The 24,113-nt window shown below is 58.2% G+C and carries 18 protein-coding genes and 3 pseudogenes; 13 read left to right on the plus strand and 8 right to left on the minus strand.

What is annotated here, in order from left to right:
- Positions 1-112 precede the first annotated feature (112 nt).
- The 8 genes and pseudogenes from DTW90_RS32950 to DTW90_RS37885 form a co-directional block, all read left to right on the plus strand.
- The gene (locus DTW90_RS32950) at positions 113-1,636 is read left to right on the plus strand and encodes a PAS domain-containing sensor histidine kinase (RefSeq protein WP_246665145.1); all 1,524 of its coding nucleotides are present in this window, start codon (positions 113-115) and stop codon (positions 1,634-1,636) included.
- 243 nt (positions 1,637-1,879) lie between these two features.
- Positions 1,880-2,083, plus strand: coding sequence for a hypothetical protein (locus DTW90_RS32955; protein ID WP_149343949.1), 204 nt, complete (start codon positions 1,880-1,882; stop codon positions 2,081-2,083).
- 380 nt (positions 2,084-2,463) lie between these two features.
- Complete coding sequence (locus DTW90_RS32960) at positions 2,464-3,654, plus strand: glycosyltransferase (protein ID WP_149343951.1); 1,191 nt, start codon at positions 2,464-2,466, stop codon at positions 3,652-3,654.
- A 36-nt stretch (positions 3,655-3,690) separates the two neighbouring features.
- Positions 3,691-6,048: a UDP-galactopyranose mutase gene (glf, locus tag DTW90_RS32965; RefSeq protein WP_149343953.1), complete on the plus strand. Its 2,358-nt coding sequence runs from the start codon at positions 3,691-3,693 to the stop codon at positions 6,046-6,048.
- Positions 6,041-9,283: a glycosyltransferase gene (locus DTW90_RS32970; RefSeq protein ID WP_149343955.1), complete on the plus strand. Its 3,243-nt coding sequence runs from the start codon at positions 6,041-6,043 to the stop codon at positions 9,281-9,283. Before glf ends, DTW90_RS32970 begins: the two co-directional genes overlap by 8 nt.
- On the plus strand, positions 9,280-11,544 hold the full coding sequence (locus DTW90_RS32975) for a glycosyltransferase family 4 protein (protein WP_149343957.1): 2,265 nt from the start codon (positions 9,280-9,282) through the stop codon (positions 11,542-11,544). The genes DTW90_RS32970 and DTW90_RS32975 overlap by 4 nt, the downstream gene beginning before the upstream one ends.
- Positions 11,544-12,059 carry a hypothetical protein gene (locus DTW90_RS32980; RefSeq protein ID WP_188080131.1) on the plus strand — a complete coding sequence of 172 codons (516 nt, stop codon included), beginning with the start codon at positions 11,544-11,546 and terminating at the stop codon, positions 12,057-12,059. The genes DTW90_RS32975 and DTW90_RS32980 overlap by 1 nt, the downstream gene beginning before the upstream one ends.
- 277 nt (positions 12,060-12,336) lie before the next feature.
- A pseudogene (locus DTW90_RS37885) lies at positions 12,337-12,485 on the plus strand (hypothetical protein); the annotation flags it as partial.
- A 395-nt stretch (positions 12,486-12,880) separates the two neighbouring features.
- Here the strand turns inward: DTW90_RS37885 and DTW90_RS32995 are convergent.
- The 7 genes and pseudogenes from DTW90_RS32995 to DTW90_RS33020 all read right to left on the minus strand — a co-directional run.
- Positions 12,881-13,171, minus strand: a pseudogene (locus DTW90_RS32995) (hypothetical protein); the annotation flags it as partial.
- Between the two features lie 127 nt (positions 13,172-13,298).
- Positions 13,299-13,637, minus strand: coding sequence for a hypothetical protein (locus tag DTW90_RS33000; RefSeq protein ID WP_149343963.1), 339 nt, complete (start codon positions 13,635-13,637; stop codon positions 13,299-13,301).
- A 126-nt stretch (positions 13,638-13,763) separates the two neighbouring features.
- Entirely contained in the window at positions 13,764-13,925 is a 162-nt protein-coding gene (locus DTW90_RS37410) for a hypothetical protein (protein ID WP_188080133.1), read from the minus strand.
- A 432-nt stretch (positions 13,926-14,357) separates the two neighbouring features.
- The gene (locus DTW90_RS33005) at positions 14,358-14,795 is read right to left on the minus strand and encodes an NUDIX hydrolase (protein ID WP_149343965.1); all 438 of its coding nucleotides are present in this window, start codon (positions 14,793-14,795) and stop codon (positions 14,358-14,360) included.
- A gap of 115 nt (positions 14,796-14,910) precedes the next feature.
- Complete coding sequence (locus tag DTW90_RS33010; protein ID WP_149343967.1) at positions 14,911-15,402, minus strand: DUF4142 domain-containing protein; 492 nt, start codon at positions 15,400-15,402, stop codon at positions 14,911-14,913.
- 42 nt (positions 15,403-15,444) lie between these two features.
- Positions 15,445-16,261, minus strand: a pseudogene (locus DTW90_RS33015) (manganese catalase family protein).
- 292 nt (positions 16,262-16,553) lie between these two features.
- A complete protein-coding gene (locus DTW90_RS33020) occupies positions 16,554-17,111 on the minus strand; it encodes a DUF4142 domain-containing protein (protein WP_149343969.1) in 558 nt (185 codons plus the stop codon).
- A gap of 291 nt (positions 17,112-17,402) precedes the next feature.
- On the opposite strand from DTW90_RS33020, the gene DTW90_RS33025 reads away from it, so the two are divergent.
- The 5 genes from DTW90_RS33025 to DTW90_RS33045 all read left to right on the plus strand — a co-directional run bounded on the left by DTW90_RS33025 (position 17,403) and on the right by DTW90_RS33045 (position 23,569).
- Positions 17,403-20,921 (plus strand): chemotaxis protein CheB, encoded by a 3,519-nt coding sequence (locus tag DTW90_RS33025; RefSeq protein ID WP_149343971.1) that lies wholly within the window; start codon positions 17,403-17,405, stop codon positions 20,919-20,921.
- Complete coding sequence (locus DTW90_RS33030) at positions 20,921-21,304, plus strand: response regulator (protein WP_149343972.1); 384 nt, start codon at positions 20,921-20,923, stop codon at positions 21,302-21,304. Before DTW90_RS33025 ends, DTW90_RS33030 begins: the two co-directional genes overlap by 1 nt.
- 114 nt (positions 21,305-21,418) lie before the next feature.
- A complete protein-coding gene (locus DTW90_RS33035) occupies positions 21,419-22,318 on the plus strand; it encodes a chemotaxis protein CheB (RefSeq protein WP_246665146.1) in 900 nt (299 codons plus the stop codon).
- Between the two features lie 180 nt (positions 22,319-22,498).
- Positions 22,499-22,897: a response regulator gene (locus tag DTW90_RS33040; RefSeq protein WP_188080134.1), complete on the plus strand. Its 399-nt coding sequence runs from the start codon at positions 22,499-22,501 to the stop codon at positions 22,895-22,897.
- A 174-nt stretch (positions 22,898-23,071) separates the two neighbouring features.
- Entirely contained in the window at positions 23,072-23,569 is a 498-nt protein-coding gene (locus DTW90_RS33045; protein WP_149343978.1) for a sigma-70 family RNA polymerase sigma factor, read from the plus strand.
- On the opposite strand, the gene DTW90_RS33050 is transcribed toward DTW90_RS33045, so the two are convergent.
- Positions 23,570-23,956, minus strand: coding sequence for a response regulator (locus DTW90_RS33050; RefSeq protein ID WP_149343980.1), 387 nt, complete (start codon positions 23,954-23,956; stop codon positions 23,570-23,572).
- Positions 23,957-24,113: the final 157 nt, after the last annotated feature.

Raw genomic sequence — 24,113 nt, forward strand, 5'->3', positions numbered from 1 at the left:
CGTCCGAATGACACACGCGTTCAAGAAGGTTGCAGACCAGGAAAACTGCATTAAGTGTTGTCACGTCGCGGCAGCAAGTTTCCGAAGCCATTGGCCGGCGATACAGGAAATCATGTACGACGAAAATACCAATGTGGAGCAGCGGTACCGGCTCCTGATCGAAGCCATTACGGATTATGCGATATACATGCTTGATCCACAGGGCACGATCACGAGCTGGAACCCCGGCGCGAAGCGTCTCAAAGGGTACAGCGAGGAGGAGATCGTCGGCCGGCACTTCTCGACCTTCTACACCGAAGACGACCGGGCCGAGGGGCTTCCCTCCCGGGCACTTCAGACAGCAGAGCAGGAAGGCCGTTTCGAGCGTGAAGGATGGCGCCTTCGGAAGGACGGCACCCGTTTCTGGGCGAACGTGATCATCGACCCGATCCGCGACGCCCAGGGGAGCCTCATTGGGTTTGCAAAGATCACGCGCGACATAAGTGAGAAGCGCGCCGCTCAGGAGGCGATCTTCCAGGCCCAGAAAATGGAGGCCGTCGGGCAACTCACGGGAGGTCTGGCCCACGACTTCAACAATCTCCTGACGGCTATCATGGGAAGCCTCGAGATCGCGAGGAAGAGAGCCGTCAATCCGGACGTGGCCAATCTTATTGATAACGCCATCCAGGGCGCGCAGCGTGGCGCCGCCCTGACGCAGCGGTTGCTCGCCTTCTCGCGCCAGCAGGAACTTCTGCTCCGTCCGGTGGACATTGTGGATCTTGTTCGCGGGATGGAAGAACTGATTCAACGGACAATCGGGCCGCAGATCGTAATTCAAACCCAGTTTCCGCTAGGACTTGCGCGAGCGCGAACCGACGCCAACCAGCTTGAGAGCGCACTCCTCAATCTGGTCGTAAACGCGCGCGATGCCATGCCGGCTGGAGGCGAGATCGTCATCACCGCCAAATTGGAAACGATGTCCGAAGGGCAGGAAAGTGAACTTCCCGCTGGAGATTACGTCCGACTTATCGTCCGCGACGAGGGCGAGGGCATGGATGCGCAGACGCTTGCGAACGCCATGACCCCGTTCTTCACGACCAAGGGCGTTGGGAAGGGCACCGGTCTCGGCCTGTCGATGGTGCACGGCCTCATGGCGCAGTCGGGTGGCAAGCTCGTCTTGAGGTCAACGCTAGGAGCGGGGACAAGCGCCGAACTCTGGCTTCCAGTCGCTCGGGAAGCGGCAGAAGAGACACTGAAGGACGCCGCCCCGGCGACAACAGCGCCGCCTCAGTCGATGGCGGTGCTGGTAGTAGACGACGATCCCCTCGTTCTGATGAATACGGTTCTTCTGCTCGAAGATCTCGGGATGGAGACGCTGCAGGCGTCGTCTGGCCAGGAAGCTCTTTCGGTCCTCGAAAAAGGGCCCTTGCCGAATGTCATCGTGACCGACCAAGCCATGCCCCAAATGACCGGCGCACGGCTTTATCAGGAAATCCGCAGCCGGTTTCCAGGTCTTCCGGTCATTCTTGCAACGGGCTACGCAGAACTACCGAATGGCACGGAAAGCGTTTCCGGCGCGGTGAGACTGTCGAAACCCTTCAGTCAAGATCAGTTGTCTCAGGCCCTGATAGAGGCCACACGTGGGACGAATGGCTAGGTCGTTATTTCCTGCCTTCAGTGCAGTAGATACACCTTCCAAGCCGGCGAACCAAACTAGCCGCGGGTGATCCCGTTTGCCTGTGGCGCTGGAAGCTGCCTTGGACAATGGTTCGTTGCTTGGGGTTGGACTTGTGAGGCATCGGCTTCAAGTATCGGTACCCCTCGGCACGAAACTCCACCTACATTACATGCCTTCGGAACCATCGCCGACGTCTAAGGTTCACCTTGAAACGATTGTCCAATGGATGCAACACTGTATGCGATGCTTTTCGGAACGCTGACCCTCACATGCTGGATGGGCGCGGGCTTGGTTGCCCTGATAGGCACAAATCAAGAGATCCGTCTTGGCGAGATGCGCAGGGGAGCCGAGGTCATCACCGGTGGCTTGGCCGGAGCGGGTGTCATCTCCGCAATAGCAATGGCAATTTCGATGGTTTTTAGATGACGAGAGTTGCCCTGTCTAGCACCGTTTTCCAAGCCCAGCGGCCCTTTTGTGGCATCGAGCTCGGCGGGTTCTTCCACAATGTGTAGCTGTGATGGCGAACGAACACGATCGCTACGGGACACCCGAGAGGACAACTCAATACACGGGCAGGGCCGGAAGCTCGCGTCGACAACGCGCGGTCGGCACGGGTGGCGACGCCGCGGCAATTTTCTGATCGGGCTAGGCGCCTTGGTCCTCTGCATCCCACAGCGCAACCGACCCGCCCGGACAACCAAGGCGTCCTTTAGAGGGTAAACGGCTTTTAGCGGTGTTGCAAAGGAACATATCACCGATTGGACGGTTCAGGCATTCCGATTATACGGTGAGATGGCTGCACCCCTTTGTCAAAAGACACGAAATCAACCCGTCGCATTGTAATCATAAGCGATTTCCAAGATGGCGATTGGCGGGACAACGAGCAAAATTCTGTGACATGGTTTCGGAAACAATGGCTCGCCGGGAATCGTGGCCCCCCCCCTCAAGCTTCCCGTCTCAGACAAGACGTCGAAGTCGCTGGAGGATACGTTGAGCGGCTGCCGCTTGCGGTGCTAAAAGGAGACCTCGCCGACTGTGCGGAGATTTGGACACATCAGCGCGGAGCCACGCCGCCGGTCTACCGAGCGGGCGGCGATTCTCTTCTGACCCGCCGCTCCTTCCAGATGAATGGCCCTGAGCCCCCGTTTGCGTCCAATGACATGATGGGGCACATCGCGGCCTTCGGAGCGCCTTCGATCCTTTGTGTATGGGGTCTAGGCGTACGTGAAGAGATATTGCTGGCGTGTCGCGACAGTTTTAAGATTTATAACTCGATCGACGCACCCGCGTTGCGGATCCCTCCCAATGTCAGCCGCCATTTCGACCTCATTCTGACAGGGTCTGAATGGCAGTCGGTGGAGGTTCACCGCTGCCACCCAGACACGCGCACGGCGATTATGCCAATCGGGCCCGAATTCGCCTCCGAGATTACCTTCAGACCGCTGGACCTGCCGAAGGTCTACGACGTGATCTACGTGGCGGCTGCACAACCCTACAAGCGTCACGACATCTTATTTCGCGCCCTCAGACAACTGCCTTCGCTACGCACCCTCTGTGTGTGTGGCTATGGGGAAATGATGCCAGCGTTGCGTCACCAAGTCGATGAATTCGGCATCAATGTCGACTTCATCGACCCGCCCGGCGTGCCGCTTGACGAGGTGAACCGACTTATGAACCAAGCTCGTATCGGTGTGGTTTGCGGCGTCGATGACGGGGCGCCAGCGATCCTTACAGAATATATGCTGGCAGGAATACCCGTACTGGCGAATAGCCGGCTTCGGTGCGGGTTGCAGTATATCAGATCGAATACCGGCCGTATGGCTACGGCCGAAGAATTTCACGAGGGCATTAGGTACATGCTGGGACGGCTCCCGACGTTTAGTCCGCGCGGGGCCGTTCTGGCAAATTGGATCTGGCCACATAGCGTGCGGAAACTCAAATCCATCATCGCCGAGGTCACCCAGATAAATAAATTGAGAAAGGAACCTTCGCAGTAATCCGAGGTTCGTGGTGGTCTGATCGCGAGGTGCTTGATGAACCTGCTGAATTCCGCCCCACAATTTTCCGAAAACGGCTTGCCGGACGATGCGCCGCTCATTTGCTTTTCGCATCTCAGATGGGATTTTGTGTTTCAGAGGCCGCAGCATCTGATGGAGCGATTCTCGCGAGATCGCCAGGTCTTTTATTTCGAGGAGTTCATTCCGACCGACCATCATCTCGCTTATCTGGAAATTCATCCGTTTCAGGGGACGACGGTCAGGGCGGTTCGTCCGCGGATTCCGGATTGGTGGAACGAGGTTGAACAAGAGGTGGCGCTTCGCGGGCTGCTGGATGAGATGCTTAAGCTGCTGGGCGGCAAACGTCCAATTCTTTGGTTTTACACCCCGCTTATGTTTGCCTTCGCCCGACATGTCGATGCCGCGGCGGTTGTCTATGACTGTATGGATGAACTGGCGAATTTCAGATACGCGCGCGCCAATCTCAAGGCTTCCGAGCAGGCCTTGATGGCCTGCGCCGATGTCGTCTTTACCGGTGGGGTCAGTCTGTATGAGGCAAAGCGTGACCACCATCACAATATCCACCCCTTTCCATCTGGCGTGGATACACATCACTTCCGCGCGGCACGCACCCCTTTGCCGGAACCGGCCGATCAGGTAAGCATACCCCACCCTCGGCTCGGCTATTATGGAGTGATTGACGAACGGCTCGATCTCGATCTTATCCGCGGCGTCGCCGCGGCTCGTCCGGACCTTTCCTTCATTTTCCTTGGGCCGATCGCAAAGATCTCGCCAGAAGATTTGCCGCAAGCTGCTAACATCCACTATCTGGGCCAGAAGGCCTATCAGGATCTCCCCGCCTACCTATCGGGCTGGCAAGCTGCGCTGATGCCGTTCGCGCTGAATGATGCCACACGCTTCATCAGCCCGACTAAGACTCCAGAATACCTTGCCGCTGGTCGTTCAGTCGTTGGAACAAAAATCGTCGATGTCGTGCGGGAATACAGCGACCTGCCCGGGGTTTTCCTCGTTGATGGTACTGATGCCTTTGCCGCCGCTTGTGATGCTGCTATTGCGATGTCCCGTTCCGATCAAACGTGGCTGGAATTAGTGGACGAAATTCTGACGCGATCGTCCTGGGACACCACCTTCCGCAGAATGTCTGCGCTCGTCGAACAGGCGGCTTCGCAAAAAAGTGTCTGCTCCGCGATACCCGAAAGGTTTTGCTCGCTCAACGCTGCAGGGTCGCCCCCGGATACCTACGATTACCTGATCGTTGGAGCCGGGTTTGCAGGATCGGTCTGTGCCGAGCGGCTCGCTGCAGATTGGGGCAAGAGGGTCCTTATCTGCGACAAGCGGCCTCACATTGGCGGCAATGCGTACGACCATTACGACGAGGCTGGTATCCTGGTCCATAAATATGGCCCACATATTTTCCATACCAATAGCGACGATGTCTTCGCCTATCTCTCGCGATTTACGTCATGGCGGCCATACGAGCACAGGGTGCTGGCCCAGGTCGGCGATCTCCGCCTTCCCATCCCGATCAATCGCACGACGCTGAATACCCTCTACCATCTCGATCTGACAAACGAAGCGGCTGCGGCACGTTTCCTGGCCGACCGGGCTGAGCACTCTGACAGGGTGACCACATCGCGCGATGTTGTAATATCGCAAGTGGGCGCTGAGCTATACCGCACGTTCTTCGAAGGTTACACCCGCAAGCAATGGGGGCTGGATCCATCAGAACTCGATCGATCGGTGACGGCGCGGGTTCCTGCCCGCACAAATACGGACGACCGGTATTTCCTCGACAGCACTCAGGCCATGCCGCTTAGCGGATACACGCGCATGTTCGAACAGATGTTGAATCATGAAAACATCACGGTTATGACCGGTACGGATTTTGCCGATCTAAGGCGCCAAAGGCTGGCAAATCATACAATCTTCACAGGTCCTATCGACGAGTACTTCGACTATTGCTTCGGGCGTCTTCCCTATCGCAGCCTCGAATTTGAACACGAGACCCACAATGCCCAGCTGCTGTTTCCGGTAGGCGTCATCAATTATCCGTCCGAGGATGTGCCCTACACCCGCGTGACGGAATACAAGCATCTGACCGGCCAAGTTCATCCGAAGACGAGCATCAGTTATGAGTATGCGCGTGCAAAGGGCGATCCCTACTATCCGATTCCACGTCCGGAGAACCAGGCAATCTACAAGCAGTATGAACTGCTGGCGCGCGCGCAGGATGACGTCACATTTGTCGGACGCCTCGGCACTTACAAATATTACAACATGGATCAGGTGGTCGGCCAAGCGTTGGCGGCCTACCGCCGGCTACGCAAATCCCATGCGGACAGCAAAACGCGCGTCGGCGTGCAAGATGGCTAGAAAGCGCCGTGTCGTTCTGGCAACCGACAGCATCGATCCCTCCGGAATGGGAGAGCATATGCTTGCTCTTGGCCGGGCACTTAGCGAACGCTGGGATGTCACGATCGCGCTAATCGCCGCCGATCGAACGGGCTTGCTAACGCGCGCCGCGCGCCGTGGATTAGGGATAAAGTTAAGCGAAGACACGGGCGCATTTCGGGATTGGCTGTTCAGAGCAGACGTCGATATCTTGCACATCCATGCCGGAATCGGATGGGAAGGACACGGACTGGCCGCTGCTGCGGATGATCGAGAGATACCGATCATCCGCACTGAACATCTTCCCTATCTTCTGACCGACCCGGAGCAAATCGAGCATTATCGGCGCGAGACCGCGAGACTAGCACACCTAATTGTCGTTTCGGAGGATTCACGGCAGAGCTTCTGTGAGGGGCGGGAGGCACCGTCGCGCATGACGGTCGTGCGAAATGGCATCTTCCCCCTATTGCCTACGGGACCTGTCTGGGCTCTGAAGCAGGAACTCGATCTGGCAGAGAAAACTGTCTTGCTGACGGTCGCGCGTTTCGCCGAACAGAAAGACCACGCCTCGTTGGTCCGCAGCCTGCCGGATATTCTGGAAGCCTATCCCTCTGTGGTTTTGCTTTTTGTCGGATCGGGTCCCGAGGAGGAGCGTGTCCGCTCCTTGGCGGCGGAGTTGGACCTGATTGGCCGCATTCGATTCTTAGGGCATAGAACCGATGTCGCCGAGCTTCTGGCGATCGCCGATCTCTTCGTTCTCCCTTCGCGCTTCGAAGGCCTTCCGCTTGCGGTTCTGGAAGCAATGTCGCTTGCTGTTCCGGTCGTGGCAACACAGATTGGTGGTACCCTGGAAGCATTGGGGGAGGATCATCCCTATTTCGCCGCGCCCGGCAGCGAGTCGTCGATCGCTGCTGTCATCAAACAGGCCCTCGCAGATCCACGCCGCCTGAGGGACATCGGCAAGGCGGGCTTTGAACGTTTTGAGCGCGAATTTTCCGTCGATCGAATGGCGGGGGAGACCGGAGCCGTCTACGAGCGAAGTCTTATCCGGCCGGCTGCAAAAGTGCAAAAGGAAATTCCCATGGAAAGAACTCGGCTGGGCTTCATCGGTGTCGGAGGTATTGCTCATCGCCACCTCGATATTCTGGCCAGGTTCGACGATGTCGAACTTGTGGCTTTCGCTGACCCCGATCTCGGCCGGGCAGACGAGGCTGCAATGCGCTTCGGGGCCAGGTCGTTCGGTCATCACGGCGAAATGCTCGAGACTCAACGTCTTGATGCCGTCTATATTTGCATTCCACCTTTCGCCCATGGCGAGCCCGAACGTGATCTCATCCGGCGGCGCATTCCGTTCTTCGTTGAAAAGCCAGTCACGCTGGACCTATCGCTGGCGGAAGAGATTGCAGGCTGCGTATCCAAGGCAAATCTCGTCACAGCGGTCGGATATCATTGGCGCTATCTCGATATTGTCGATGAGGCGCGGAGCCTGTTGGCAGACAATCCCGCACAACTCCTATCAGGATACTGGCTAGACTCGACGCCCCCACCTCTATGGTGGTGGAGGGAGGACAAATCCGGCGGACAGATGGTGGAGCAGACCACGCATCTGCTCGATCTTGCCCGGTTCCTGATTGGAGAAATCACGGAGGTCTACGGCCGCACCGGTTACGCCGAGAGGCCGGAGTTTCCCGGCTTGGACGTACCTACGGTTACCACAGCAAGCCTGACTTTTGAAACCGGCGTGGTTGCGAACATTGCGTCGACCTGCCTTCTGGGTTGGAGCCACCGCGTCGGGCTCCACATTTTCGCCGATCGGCTGGCGATCGAGCTGACCGACCGCGATATCATGGTAGACGTCGGAAGGGGACGCCCCGTGCGGGCGGCGGACGGAGATCCGGTGTGGCGCGAAGATCGCGATTTTATCGATGCCGTCCGCGGGGGCGAAAATCACATCCGATGCCCCTATGGAGACGCCCTCACCACGCACCGGCTCGCGTTGGCTGTAATATCTTCCGCGCGTAGCGGCGCGCCAATGCGGCTCGACGTGCCCACCCTCAGGCGCACTCCACCCTCACCCCTTCGTGCACAGCCGAGACCGCCAGCGAAGACTGAGAGGCCGCGGGGCCATCGTATGATCCGTTCCCTGGGTATCGAGGCGCCGGGTCGGGCGTATTTCTTCGAGTACGAGGAAGGGCCACCGGCAGAGGGTCACGTCCGGCTAGATACGCTGTATACCGGCCTGTCGGCCGGCACCGAGCTTACATTTTTGAAGAACACCAATCCGTATTTCCGCTCGCGCTTCGACAGGCGGCTCGAGGCCTTCATCGATAACGAGTCCGACCTTAGCTATCCCGTTCCATTCCTTGGCTATATGGAGGTTGCGCGTATTTCCGAGTCCCGCGCGGAGGGTTTCTCCAATGGTGCAGTGCTCGCCGCGAGCTACGCACATAAGACAGGCCATACGGCGGATGCTATGCACGATTTGCTTGTCCCTATGCCCGCGGGGCTTGATCCCATGCTCGGTATTTTTGTCGCTCAGATGGGGCCAATCGCCGCCAACGGCATCCTCCACGCCGATGCGGAGGCGTTCGCGGCAAACGTGCCTGCACTCGGCGCGGGCATAGCCGGACGGCCGGTGCTCGTACTTGGCGCCGGAACCGTGGGCCTGATGACCGCACTCTTTGCCCGATCGCTCGGTGCATCTGACGTCGTAATAACCGACCCGTCCGCGTTTCGCCGCGGCAAGGCGGAAGCGATGGGGTTGACCGCGATGACAGAGGATCAGGCATGGCAACATGCAAAAGCGCGCTGGCACGACGGTGCGACGGCACGGGGGGCTGACCTTGCGTTTCAGACCCGGGCTCACTCGGGTAGCCTTCACACAGCGCTAAAGGCATTGCGGCCGCAGGGGACGGTGATCGACCTCGCCTTCTACCAGGACGGAGCACATGCCTTGCGGCTTGGTGAAGAATTTCACCATAATGGCCTGAACATCCGTTGCGCCCAAATCAACCGTCTTCCCCGATGGCTTGCACCACTTTGGGATCGTCGCCGGCTCGCAAGGGCGACCATCGATCTCCTTGCCACGGAAGGGGCAACAATCCGGGAGCATATGATCACCCACGTTGTGCCTATCGATGACGCGCCATCCTTTCTTAACGATCTTGTGGAGAACCGACCGGACTTCCTGCAGGTCGTATTCAAGGTTGGCGAATGACCGTCGAACCAAGACCCATCCGTATCCTCTTCGTTTTCGCCTGGCTGGTCGTCGGAGGCGAAGAAACCGAGGTACGGCTGCTTGCCGAGAACCTCGATCGGCGGCGCTTTAGTCTCGACGTTGTGGCGTGTCTTCGAAGGCCTGGCATGCCGGAGCAGACGCATCAGCAACTCCGCTCGATTGGGATCGCTGTCGATACAACACCCTACGACTTATCATTTGAGGATACGGTCGCCTATCTCGCCGAGAAAATTCCGAGCTATGACGTGGTGATCTCCTGCCAGAACGTCGCCGATATCTATCCCGCGTTGGAGCGCCTCTATCTTCGTCCGCCCCTCATAGAGCATGGCGGCCTGGTTTCGGAGGCACTAGCCGGCCCCAAGCATTTGACCACGCGCTACGTTGGCGTATGCCGTTCCATCCGAGATGCCGCGGCATCTCGGATGCCCGGACGCGAACATTGTGCTCTTGAGATTCCCTCAATGGTCGATCTTTCAGCATTCGACCCGGCACGGCGGGAGCCGGCCCGCCTAGCTCTTGGCATCGCGAAAGACGAGATCCTGATCGGTTGGGCAGGACGGCTCGACCCCAAGAAGAACGTCGAAGATTTCATTGAAGCGGCTGCACTCGTGCGTACCACCGCGAAGCACGCGCGCTTCGTAATAGTGGGCGGAGCAGACGCCTTTGTGCCGGATTATGCGGTACAGCTTAAAGGTTTGGCCGACCGGCACAGGCTCGACGGCGCGCTTCAATTCCTCGGTGATCGCAACGATGTCCCAGCCCTTCTGGCCGCATTCGACATCTTTGTCTGGCTTTCTGCCGGCGAAGGCATGCCGCATGTTATTGCGGAAGCCGGCGCTGCTGCTCTCCCCGTGATTGCAACGCCAGACAATGGCACACTGCAGCAGATCGACGACGAGATATCCGGTCTGTTTGTGCCGCATCGAAATCCTGCTGCCGTTGCTCAGCAGGTGATCGCGCTCATCGAGAGCCCCGACCGTCGATACGCGCTTGGCACCGCGCTCCGGCGGAAGGTAGAGACAGCCTATGCCGTCGATGCTGTTTTGCCGCAATGGGAGCGGCTTCTGACAGATGTAAATTGCCAACGCCAGTCAGCTGAATCGACTGGTCTGTTCAAGTCGTTTCTACAGGGCGGTTTCGAATGCTCCAGCCATCGCCTTCGGCCACAGGAAGGCGAGATCCACGGCCGGCGTCTCGACATGATTGCCGCAGTCGGCCACGATCGTCGCGCTGAGGAAGATTACCGTCAACTACAGGACTTCGGAATCCGCACCGTGCGCGATGGTGTCAGGTGGCACCTGATCGAGAAATCCGGCGAATATGATTGGTCCAGCATTCGGCCGATGATCCGGGCAGCTTCTGAGACAAAGACACAAGTCGTGTGGGATCTGCTGCACTATGGTTTGCCCGACGATCTAGACATCTGGTCGCCATGTTTTGTCCATCGCTTCGCACGATTTGCCGGTGCCTGTGCTAAGGTCGTGCAGGAGGAATGCGACGAGATTCCATTTTATTGCCCTATCAATGAGATCTCTTTCTTCTCGTGGAGTGGAGGTGATGCGGGGTATTTGAACCCCTTTGCCAAGGGCCGGGGCTTCGAGTTGAAGGTGCAGCTCGCCCGCGCCGCCCTCGCCGCGATGGACGCCATTCTTTCAATAGACGCGCGCGCACGTTTCATTCATTGCGAGCCGGTCATCAATGTTGTTGCCAATCCGCTAAGTCCTCAAGACGCATCTGCCGCCGCAGGGCACTTCCAATCGCAGTTCCAGGCCTGGGACTTGATTGCGGGGAGGATTTGGCCGCAGATTGGAGGGAACGAGCGCTATCTCGATATCGTCGGCGTAAATTATTACTCCAACAATCAGTGGCTTCATGGAGGTCCGCCCATCGATATTGGTCATCGGCTCTATAAGCCATTCAGCACGATTTTAATCGAAACCTTCGCCCGATACGGCAAGCCGATCCTTATCGCCGAAACAGGTACAGAAGACGAGCGACGGGCTTCCTGGTTCGAATATATTGCAAGCGAAGCAGCGCAGGCGATGCGATTTGGCGTACCCCTCGAAGGCTTATGTCTCTACCCGATTGTCAACCATCCCGGTTGGGACAACGATCGACTTTGTGCAAATGGTCTTTTGACGGCAGAGGCCACGCCATCGGGGAGGGCTGTCTTTGAACCATTGGCTGCGGCTATTCGGGGGGTGCAGAAAAGCGCAATTTGTCGGGGACGATTTCGCTAATGTGCGACCATCACGAAGAAACGGCGTATTCGAAGGCCGTTCGGGGTACACCACAAAGAAACTTCCTAAGCTCTTCAATGTTTCCATCCTGGGGAAAAACAATTTCTGGAACTGCGAAGGTTTCCGCTGGTTGCATTGCCGTACCCTTAACGCAGGAGAAGCACATGCTTACGAAAATTCTCGCAGTTTCCGCCCTTTCCATCGCCCTCGCCACTTCCGCCATGGCTCAAAGTTCAGGCAACAGCGGCAGCGGCTCCGGCTCGAATTCCGGTTCGTCTGGCAGTTCTGGTACGAGCTCGGGTTCCGGTTCGGATAACGGCAACGGAAATAACGGATCAGGCTCTGCCAACGGCGGCAGCAATTCCAACAACGGCAGCGGCAGTGGCAGTAGCACCGCCGGCAGCAACGACAATGGCAAAGCTAGCGACTGCAATGGTCAAGCCACCGGCAAAAACACCAATGGGATGTCGCAGGATAAGGCAGCAAACCCGGCTACGACTACGAATTGCCCCTAACTCGAACAAAGAGGCAGCGGAGTAATTCGCTGCCTCTCCCCGGGTGCGCCGATGCATAGCGCCGATCGACCCTACACCGATACAATCGATGCCGAATGCACCACGCATGTAAGATATTTCGCTGATGTCCACGGTCTGACGCTAAAAACAGCGCTTGAACTCATTCGAGCTTGCGGCGGGAACAGCCACGCTGCCGATGAGGCTGCGATAGCGCTTAAATCCCATTTTACTCAATCGCTATCGGGCGATCCGAACTGATGAATGCTCACTTGATATGTGGCACGTACAGGAGATCGACGGGCAAACACCGATGCCATCCACGCCGCAATTGAACAGGCGCAGCAGGTCAAAGACAAGCCGTCGATGATCTCCTGCAACACTGCCATCGGCTTCGGCTTCCTAACCAAGGCCGGTAAAGCCCACAGCGCGCTCTTCAGGCGTTGTCATTACGTGAGGTTTGCCAGATCCCTCCTGACGTCGCCCCGTTTTGGGCAGAGATCTGTATGTGTGCGGGTTAATGCCCTTTGTGATTAATGATGTCCGACGGCGCTCTAATCTGCTCCAACGTGGTCGGAGCAAGGGTCAGGTCCACCTGGTGCGGCGGCATCACTTGCGCGTTACGTATCACGTTTGGCGGTGCGGGCTTACTAGACTTCAACGGCATGGTCGGTCTTACGTCGGTGGTGTTGATTGGACCGAAGGTCGGCATAGATTCCTCCTTAAACATCCCAGAACATTTCTGGGGTACATGAGGCGAACTTCGGCAGACGCTGATCGTTCCGGGTCTTCAATCAAGAAGGGCGGAGCAACCGCTGTACCCACTAGCCTTGAGTCGGGCGGATCGTATCGACCGATATATTGCCGTCGATAAGCCCACGTTTCAGATCGGCTCCGCCGATGACCGTGTAGAGGTTGTCGTCTCTAAAAGCGCAGGCATTGGACGTCGTGACATCCTCGGCCGGGGCAGCATTCACTTCCGTGAAATCGAGCTCGCAAGCTGCGGCCAGTATTCTCGCGTCGCCAAAAGTTCTCGCTGGGACGACGACCGTGCCATGGCTCGGTGCGTTGCCCCAGCGCGGATCACCGTTGGCAGCTATGGGCTCCAATAGATATTCAGGGTCTCGTTGCTAGACCCTCTGGCCCGGCGCAGGCTTCGAGGTGTTCGGCCGACGATAGATCGCCTCAATGCCCATCTTCCTCACCAGCGTCCGCACATGCAGGCGGCCGACATCACATCAGCTAGTTCTGAACGCCGTCCCGGCTCGGCTGGGCGGGGGTACTCGTGATACCGAGCTGATTGTTTTCGCTTTTATCGATCGTAGTCGCCTGCGGCGTTTGCCCGCCTGACGCTGTTCCTGCTGGCTGGGCGCCGGAATTCGTCGAAGGCCCGGGCGCAGGAGCAGAGGTTGCGGACTTGTCCGGGTCGATATGCTCACCCCAAAATTCCACGCCGATCCATCCAACCGCAGCTAGTATCAGGGCAGACACAAGAACGATGAGCACTGGCTTGCCAAGCGCACCCTGTCGGGTGTCCGGAGGAGAAATTGGAGCAGATTGCTTTTCCTTGATAGTGGTCATAGTGCCGCTTTCCTAAGTGTGATGCCGTCTGCGAAATGAAGTGCGATCCTTAGACAGCCGATCAATGTGAAAAATCCGCAGCAAGAAAGGCCTGCATCAAGCAGGCCTCCTTTTACTTCGAGGTGCTTACTTGGTGTTCTTGTGGCTCTGCTCGCCGGCCTTTACGTGCTGCTCATGCGAACCGCCACGCGTGCCGCCGGATTCGCTCTTGGAATCCGAACCGGAACCTTTATGGCTCTGGGATCCTGCTTTCGAGTGCTGATCGGATGAGCCGCCTTGATTGGCCATTGTGTTTCCTCCATGAGGTCCGTGATTGGCCTCAGTCGCCAACCAGCCGGTCTGTACATTGTTCCTTCATCCCGATTGCGATTGCGGTCTCATTCATTGAATCGGCTGCTTGGCAACAGCACGCCCGAACCTTTCATGCGAAAGTCCTGCTTCCGGCATGGCGTCGTTACCGCAACCCGATCGTGGTTTCGGAAACGAGCTGGCACGACGGCGACCCGTTATCACCAACGGCATCCAGGCATCCAAAAAGGAGCCTGGCTCATGTGCTCAAGCGGGTCGAGGTCGCCCGCATTCACGCGCTGACCACCGGCGTCTGCTTGTACCTGTGTCGACGGTCCGCCCCTGCAGGCACGATGTTCGCCCGGTCGCGGAGCCACGGCCTATCCGAAAGTTCCCATACTTTTGCTTCCGCTCTTATCAACAGTCTCTGATTCACAGCCGCTCGATGAAGTGCCCAAATCTCAATATCAGGCGTTCGAGGCCGGCCTCCGCAACGCGGTGAGCGGCGTCGTCGGGGCTCAACCATGCCGCCGGGCGTTCTGTCATTTCGGGGAAACGTTTTCGCTGCCGCACGACTTCGAGTAAGAAAACGGCAACGACCGGTCTGACCTCGCTACCGTCAGCCATGCGCTTGTCATAGGCAAAGTCGCCAAACGGCTTCCTATACGCCCTCCCGATGATACCTGCTTCCTCCCAAGCTTCCAGCTCGGCGACTTTTCGGGGCTTAAGGCCGACGATTGGCCAACCCTTCGGGATCATCCAGCGTTTCGTTTCGCGCGTGGTGATGAGCAAGACTTCGGGCCCTTGTATCGTAGGCCGAAAGCACAACGCACCATATTGCTGGATCGGCTTGGGAGGCGTGTTATTCATTCTCGCCTCCGGGTACCTTCGGAGCGAAACCAAAGCTGGGCTGGCGCTCGGTGTTCGCGGGGGGCGATCTCTGCTGGCAATGTGGTTGAGATGACGAGGGCCCATTAGCCATTGCTCACTTATTTGCTATGCCCTGAACGCGGGTCAGATGCATGTGAAGATCAGGCAGCATGTTCGAGGCAGCGTGTTTGAGAGAACCGTCGGGGCCGTCTTTTGAATATGCCTGAAACAATTCGTAAGCCTGCTGGTGGGCTGTCACCTGCGTCGACAGATAAGCCTGATCGACGTTGACGGCGTCGCTCATTCGCAAGGCCTCCAGCTTCTGCTGATATTCGGCGTCAAGTGACTGCGAGACGGTGACGCCGTCGTCGTTGGCAGCCTCTGCCAGCGGCAGTGCCGCCTTGACGTGGTCACGAAGCATGTCCTGCGCGAACTGTTTTGCGTCGACCGCCTTGCCGTTGGCGATTTCGATCTTGGCAGCTTCGATTTCGAACAGGTTCGACACGGAAGCCTTTTGAGCGAATTCCTGTTTTGCGCCGGCGTCATCTGCGGCCCGGGCGGGCAACGCGATCAGACAAACGGCGAGACCAAGGTGAAGTGCTTTCATGGCGTGCCTCTTGGAGGGGGCGAGCCGAAGCTCGCCGCAAGGTTAAAGCTGTTCTGTCTGTGCACCGCTGTTCGGCTTAGCCGGTCCGAGGACCGGCTTTTCGCCCATCGGTTCGAGGGACTGCGTCGTATAGGTACCCTTGCCGTCGATGGACGGACCCTCCGACCAACGGCCGGGAACCGGGGGGCTGCCGTCGGCCTGGAAACCGAGATAGGCGTAGCTGAATTCCTGCAGTTCCTGCTGAAAGCTGTTGGGGATCGGAAAGACCCCCGCCGGACCGCCAAGTTCCTCGAGTGCCGCAAGCCACTGGTTCTGATGCATGGTGTCCCGAGCGATCAGGTAGGACAGCATTTCCTTCATGCCTGGATCGTTGGTCAGGTTGAAGAGCCGAACGGCCAGGACTCGGCCGGTGGACTCGGCAGCGACGTCGTCATGTCGGCTGCAATATTACCGCTCGCATAGATGTGAGACATGTCGAACGGCACGCCGTCAGAATCGACCGGCATTGCAGAAAGACCAGCCGAAAGCAGGTTCTTCATGTTGAGACCGCCAAGCACGGCACTTGCCACGGGATCAGCGGCGACTTCGTCCTTGATTGACACCGGTACGCCTTCAAGATTGAGGGCGACGGCCGTCGCCAGCATCTCAATATGGCCGAGCTCTTCGGCGGCGGTGTTCATCAGCAGATCGCGAAACTTCGGATCGCCGCGAGCACCGCACGCCTGGAAGGAAGTATTGCATCGCGACCCGGATTTCTCCTTCGACGCCGCCGATCGCCTGCTGCAGAGCGCGCGCGAACGACGGGTCCGGGCTCTCGACATGCACGGGGGAATTGAAGCTTACCGTGAGTATAAAACATTTGTGCTCTCCGTGTTGTTGGGGATAGAGCCGCCAACAAACGCCGATCACAAATGTTCCCAACCTCTCCCCTTCGTTCGAATGCGCACCAAAACTGAACCGAGGGCCCCCACGCCCCAGAACGGTTGTCGGGAACCTATACCTTGGCTTTCTCACCAGCTTCCCGAAGCCCGAGGAACTTCGTGGTAACCGCGCCAAAAGCCGCCTCCGCTAGCGCAGCGCGGTAAGTCGGGAAACTCGATGGAGATGGTGTCGTCGCTATCACGTCGCCGTTAATTGACCGGACCTTCAAATCAGCCGACCTTCGATTTCAGCATGTCGAGATGGTCGAGATGTTCTTTGATCTGGCCGCGAGCGAGCTTCGTTACGCTGAGATGCTCGCGGTTCTGGCCCACCTTGAGGTAGTCCTCGTGGATCGTCAGTAGCTTCTTGTGGCCGTCCAGCTGAGCCATTACGAAGACCTTGTCAAAGTCCTTTCCGGACACGCTTGTGAGCTGGTCGAGCGAGGCCTTGCCCTCGGTATCCACCATGGCTTCCACTTCCGCCTCGGATGGCGGCTTCAAGGCGCCTTCTGCCTTGTCACCTATTTCCATGGACTTCAGGATGTCGGCGATCGTCTCCTGCTCGGCGACCTCCCATTTCGCGAATTCCTTCGTCATCGGATCAGAGGCCTTCTCCATTGCGACGCGGCTGGTCGCCAGCGACAGAGAACCCAACTTCTTTGCCTCGTCGGCATGCTTTTTCTCCGCCTCGCCGGAATCGCTTGCCGTCTGTGCGAAAACGGTCGAAGAAAGCAAGGCCGGGATGGCTGCTGCAAATGTGGCAAATGTCAACAGGGTGCGGCGGTTCATGATGATCTCCTCGTTTGAACTGCGCACGAACCTGCGGAGGCCTCGAATGTTCCCGGGACTGATTGATTTGGGATCGGCGAGTTCGGGGGAGGGTTGCCTATCGGAAGGCAAGGAGTGTGAGCACCTTCCAGACCAAGATGACGTCTGATCGAACCGCGCATTGTCTCTTGATCGGCGCTGCTTTTTGCCTGTCAATTTGCGAACGCCGACGATAGTTTCCGAGGATTGCCCTATCGGACGAGACGGTCCGCCAGGCCGGCGTCCGGAACATATCGAGAGGCGTATCGTTAGATGGGCATGCGGGAAAACCAAGAAAAATCTCAGCACCTTGGGCTGATTGTCGGCATTGGGGCTTCCGCGGGTGGCCTGGAGGCCTTCACGACGTTCTTTGCAAATTTGCCATCGGATAGTGGGATGGCATTCGTCCTCGTCCAGCACCTATCTCCAGATCATGAGAGCATGCTGACCGAGATCCTGGGGCGGGTTGCGCCGATCCCCGTTGTTGAAGCTAGGCACGGCATGCGCGTCGAGCCAAACCGCGTTCACGTGATCCCGCCCGACGCGACCTTGACGATCAATAACAGCCAGCTCGTTGTCGTCCAACCCGCGCCCCCGCGAGCCGACCGACGACCTATCGATTCTTTTTTCGCCTCACTGGCGAAGGATCAGTGTGAGAACGCCGTTTCAATCGTCTTGTCGGGGGTCGGAAGCGACGGGTCGGCCGGGATAGCGGCCGTAAAAGAAAGCGGCGGGCTAACGATCGCGCAGGCGGAGTTTGACCATCATGCCATGCCCGGGATGCCGCAGAGCGCCGCTGCGACGGGTCTTGTAGACTTCGTCATGCGCGTCGAGGAGATGCCCGCCAAATTGATTGAGTATCGCGATCATTTGGCATTGGTTGCCCACCGCAAAGATGGCGACGGCACACGGATCGACGCAGCAGAGCACTTGTCGGCCGTCCTCGCCGTCCTCCGTTCGAAAACCGGGCACGATTTCGCAAAATACAAGATAAAGACCGTCACCCGCCGCATCCAGCGGCGCATGCAGGTTTTGCAGACCGGAACTGTCCCTACCTATATCGAGCATCTTCGGGAGGATCCTGCCGAGCCGGAGTTACTGTTTCGGGACCTGCTTATCGGTGTAACCGAATTCTTCCGCGACCCCGTGGCCTTTCAAGGCGTCTCCTCGGCGATCGATGCAATGCTTGAACGTGGCGGAGAAAAGCCGCTGCTGCGGGTCTGGGTGCCGGCCTGTTCGACGGGAGAGGAGGTCTATAGCCTCGCAGTCGTTATCCGAGAGCTGATGGATGCGCGTAGCGCGAACCTCGACGTCCAGATATTCGGTACCGATATCGACGATCGTGCAATCGAGTTCGCGAGAGCTGGCCGCTACCAGCGCACGGCGGGTATCTCACCCGAGCGCCTCCAGCGGTGGTTTTTCGAGGAGGACGGCGCATTCTGCCCGAATCGCCAGATTCGTGGCATGTGTGTCTTCTCCGTTCACAACGTGACGAAGGATCCGCCGTTTTCCAAACTGGACCTGATTTCCTGCCGTAACCTTATGATCTACATGGACAGCGAGCTGCAGGATCGCGTGTTGCGGACATTCCACTATGCCTTGAATACCGATGGTCTTCTGTTCCTCGGCCTGTCGGAAGGCGTGAGTGGACATCCTAATCTTTTCGCGGTGCAAGACAAAGCAGCCCACATCTTCCAAAGACGCGATGGGGATGCGGCATTTCCGACCATGCCCATTCCAGCGCAGGGTCCGGCGAGGGCCAGTCGCCTCGCCAGCGATCTGACCCGCGGGGGTGGTGACCGCGTCGATCGTGCGGTCCGCGCGGCATTGGCGAAGCATTCCCCGGTGTTCCTTGTCGTCGATCGCCAAAGCAACATCGTGCGCTACTCGGGCGGAGAAGTTGCCCGTTATCTGGAACCGTCGGCCGGTGTCGCAAACCTGAGCCTCCTTTCCAACCTGCGGAAAAGCCTGCGGATTACCGTTCGCACCGCGTTGCAGTCGGTGGTGAAGACGGGAGTGGGGGCGGTCATTGACAACGTATCGGTCTTCCTTGAGGGGGAGCATCGGATGCTGAGCGTCATTGTCGAGCGGGTTCAGGATACAGGTAGCGAAGGGCTTTACGTCGTTGCGTTCCAGGAGATGCGCATGGCCGCGACAGAGCCGTCGCACGACGACAACAGCACCCTGAGCCCACAAGGAAAGGCCGCCGAGCAAGAGCTTCGCGCTGCGCGAGCGCAGTTGCAGGCGACGATTGCCGATCTTGAAACCGCCAACGAGGAAATGAAGTCTTCGGCGGAGGAGTACCAATCGGTCAACGAAGAGCTGCAGTCGACGAACGAGGAGCTGCAGACGTCGAAGGAAGAAATGCAGTCGATCAACGAGGAACTGCAAACGGTCAATGCTGAGATGATGGCGAAGAACGACCTTCTCTCTATCCTTAACAGCGATTTGCAGAACCTGCTGGACAGCACGCAGATTGCAACAATCTTCCTCGACGAAAACCTCCGGATCAAGAACTTTACGCCAGGAATGGCGGACATCTTCAGCTTGCGGGAAAACGACCGGGGTCGGCCTTTGACGGACATTGTCAGCCTGCTCGCCTATGACGACCTTCGTCGCGATGTCGCGAAAGTATTGCGTGAACTCACAGTCATGGAGCGCGAACTGGAACTGCATGATCGCGCCGCGTCGTTCGTCATGCGCATCCGGCCATACCGGAGTGTTGAGCGGGTGATCGAGGGCGTCGTCATCACATTTGTCGACGTGACGGCACGTAAGGAGGCCGAGCGGGCGAAAGACGTCAGTGAGCGACGTTTCACGGCGATCGTCAATCAGGCTGCTGTCGGTGTCGCGGAAACAGACTACGATGGCCGTTTCCTGCTGACCAATTCCGCATTCGAAACGATCGCCGGCAGATCCGCTGAGGATCTGCGGCAGCTACGTCGCCAGGAACTCATCAATCCCGACGACCTCGAAGCCATTAAAGTACGTTTCGAGAACGCGACGCGGGACGGAAAGCCATTCGAGGCAGAATACCGCCTTCAACGAGGAGACGGAATGGCCGTATGGGTGCACGATAGCGTCTCCGTACTCGCTGGCAGGGACGGTCGCGCCGGTAGCATCATTTCGGTCACCTTGGAAATCGACGAACGCAAACGCGCCGAAGACCATGCGGCGTTGCTTTTAGGCGAGCTGGATCATCGCGTAAAGAACATCCTGGCGATCGTATCTTCGATCGTCGCCCAAACCTTGAGGACGAACTCTTCCCCCGAAGAGTTCGCCAAGACGATTTCAGGGCGCATAGCTGCGATCACGCGCGCTCATAGCCTCCTTACCAACCGTGGCACAGGCGGTTCCGGAACACTGCGCGACCTCATAAGCACCGAACTCAGACCATATGAGGATCGTCACCTTCGGATCGAAGGCCCTGACATCGTACTTACCCCCAAGGCTGGCCTGTCGGTGGCGATGGCGATCCACGAACTGGCCAGCAACGCGGCGAAGTATGGCTCGTTGTCGGTACCCCAAGGCCAAGTCGCGGTATCATGGATGGTGACGGACGGGCCCGATCCGCGGTTGCAGTTGGGCTGGACGGAAACAGGCGGGCCATCCGTTCCCGGACCGCCGTCGCAAAGGGGCTTCGGTACGACAGTGATCGACCGCTCCCTGAGCTATGAATTTGATGGAGAAGTGGAGCGTAGCTTCGACGAAACTGGTGTAGTTTGTATGATCGGGCTTCCGTTCACCTCGGAAGTTGGAGAACTTCGCTCGTCAGACCGTGGGGGAGGCTGATGTCTGTTCAGCGCATCGCGGAAGGCCGCCAGGTGCTGGTTGTCGAGGACGAGATGACCATCGTTCTGGTGATTGAAGACACGTTGCTGGAACTCGGCGCCCAGGTTGTCGGACCCGCGTCACGTCTCGATATGGCATTGCGGCTTGCTAGCGTATCACCCATCGATGCTGCGATCCTGGACGTCAACATTCGTGGCGGTAACTCCTATCCGGTGGCGGATATTCTTGCTGAGCGGGGAATCCCGTTCGTTTTTTGCAGTGGCTATAGCGACTGGGCGCTTGAGGAACGACATCGGGATCGCCCGCATCTAATCAAGCCCTACAGCGTAGACGACCTTAAGGAGCGATTGCTGCAATTGTTGCAAGCGCCGGCTGCCGAATAGAACCTGACGGCCGCCATATTGACCTGAGCGACGCGAGGGTTGTCTCGTACCCGAATGAAAGGTTAGGGCACGCACAAGCTCATCGCAATCGGCGGCTCCGCTGGCTCGGTCCAGGTGATCCGGCAAATTTGCCGTCTGCTGCCAGCGGACTTGCATGCCTCCGTCCTTATCGCGGTTCATGTCGGAGCTGGCAATCAGAACCTCCTCGCCGGCATTTTGGACAACGGGGGGCCGCTTCCAGCCAGCACGGCGGTTGATGGCGAGCCACTACGGGAGGCCGCTGTCTATGTGGCTCCAGCAGACCATTATCTTGTTATCGATGGGCGCCACATCCGATTGGGTCGCGGACCGCGCGAGAACATGGCTAGGCCGGCAATCGATCCACTGTTTCGATCCGCGGGAATCAGCGCGGGTCCGGGAGCGATTGGCGTACTCCTCTCCGGCATGCTGAACGACGGGGCCTCTGGCTTGGCGGATCTCAAGCGTTGCGGCGGTGTCACGGTCGTGCAAAGCCCGCTCGACGCCATCGAGAGCGAGATGCCGCGAACGGCACTTCTAGCGAGCGATATTGACTATCGTGCGCCTGCCCGTGATCTGGCCACTCTCCTGACCCGCCTCGTGCAGGAGAAGCCGGACCCGGCTTTAACTCCACCTGCAAGCATCGCTCTGGAAGTGGCGATTGCCATGGGGCGCCCCTCCAACACTCCTACCGTCGCCCAAATCGCAGATCCCGTGCCGTTGAAATGTCCTGGCTGTGGGGGCACACTATCCCAGATCAGGCGTTCGCCCCTGCGTTTTCGATGTCAGGTGGGGCATGGTTACACAGCCGAGGCCTTGGCTCACGAGCAGGAGGGTTCCGTCGACGAGGCCGTGCGCATCGCTGTTCGGGTCATCGGCGAGCGGGTCGTTTTGATGGAGAAGCTGGCTCTGGACGCCCTTCAGACAGGTCGAAACGCCACTGCGGCAACTTTGAGGAACGCGCTGAGGAATATAGGCGCTCGGCGGCAGTGCTGATGGAGGCTGCGCTCAAGGCGTAGCGGACACACGGCAGTCGGATTCGCGTGTCGGCAACCGTAACAGTCCGCCTTTTTATGCTTTTATGGATTCCGACCGCAGGAGACGACTTAAGGAGCGGCGCGCCGCGGGAACAACGTTGGCTCTTTGATGTTCGGAAAGGCAGGAGGAAAACTTGTCATGTCTCAAGGCAATCTTACCGGAAGAAAAGTCCTCGTCGTCGAGGACGACTACCTGCAGGCGAAGACCTTCGCCCAGGCTTTAGTGGAACACGGAGCGGAGGTCGTGGGACCGTTTTCTGCGCCCGAGGAGTGTTTCTGCTATTGCAACCGGGACCTCATCGATGCGGCCGTCCTCGACGTCAAGGTCCGCAATACAGACTCTTTCGCTGTTGCGGATCGGTTGGTGCGGGAAGAGATTCCCTTCATATTCCTGACAGGATACGATCGGAACAGCATCCCTCACCGTTTCCATCGCGTGCCCCACTATTTGAAGTCGTTTGTCGGGACGGACGGCCCGGCGGCGGTGGCGCTTGCCCTGGCAAGCGTACAAAAGCCGTCAAGACCATCGGGCAGGTAGATGAAGTTGAGCACAGGTTTCACCACAGCAGCAGGCGTTGAAGATTCCCGATAACGGGACGCGAGCAGCTACCACCGGTAGGCTGGGGGCCGGCAGAGCAGGCCCATCTCTGCATCGGCTACCCATTGGAACGTCGGGCCTCCTAGCGGGTTCCCCTCAATTGGAGGAAGAGCAATGCTGGACAATCGAGCCAACGGGTTCACCGACGCTGAGCTATTGGAGCATCTACCAGCGTTGAGACGCTTTGCACGCCGGTTCCACAATTCCGCGAACGATGTCGATGATCTCGTTCAGGAAACAGTTGCAAGGGCGATTGCCCATTCCGGCCATTTCCAGCGGGGCACCCACCTTCGCTCATGGCTTTTCACCATCATGCGCAATACGTTCTGCACGAAGTTCAAGATCTCCAAGCGGGAGGAGGTCGGTGGCGTCGATGATTCCGCGAGGTGGGCGTCGTCGCCGCCATCGCAGGATTGGGAGGTGAGGGGTCACGAGCTGGAAAAAGCTATCACCGCCCTTCCGGAAAGATATCGCGCAGTAGTTGACCTCGTCCTGATTCAAGGATTGAGCTACGAACGCGCGGCGGAACGATGTAATGTGGCAATCGGCACAATCAAAAGCCGGATAAGCCGGGCACGCGAACGACTTAGCGTCGCGCTCGATGAAGAATAGCTAGTGGAAGCCTGCGGGCGTCTTACCGAACAAGGCTTCCGCGATATTGCCGAGTTCTGTCGGCTTCTCGCACAATGTGAAGCCGGTGAATTTGGCAGGAATGATTGACGGGTCGTAGCCCGTGGCGAACACGAATGGAATTGCGCGCCGCTCGAGTTCCTCCGCGACTGGGAACACAAGCTCGTCCCCCAGATGAATGTCGAGAATAGCGGCGTCGACTTGGGCCGTGTCGAGAAGGTTCAGCGCAGCCTTCACAGCTCCAACCGGGCCCACAACGATTGCGCCTGCTTCCTCAAGCCTCCGCCGCGCTTCGTCTGCAAGAAAATACTCGTCTTCGACGATCAGCACGCGCTTCCCGGCGAAGAGTGCAATGGCCAGATTCTCCAAGAACTTGCTCCTTCGATGCGAGAACAGTTTAGTGGGTTATAAACGTGCTCTGCGATCTGCAAGCTCAAACCGCGTCCAAATGCGATTATTGCGTTCTGGCGATGGTCGTGACATTGGCGTGGCTATGCCCAAGGCCGGTCACCGCCTTTTCTCGGGA

It is taken from the genome of Neorhizobium sp. P12A (assembly GCF_008365395.1).
GTDB lineage: Bacteria > Pseudomonadota > Alphaproteobacteria > Rhizobiales > Rhizobiaceae > Rhizobium.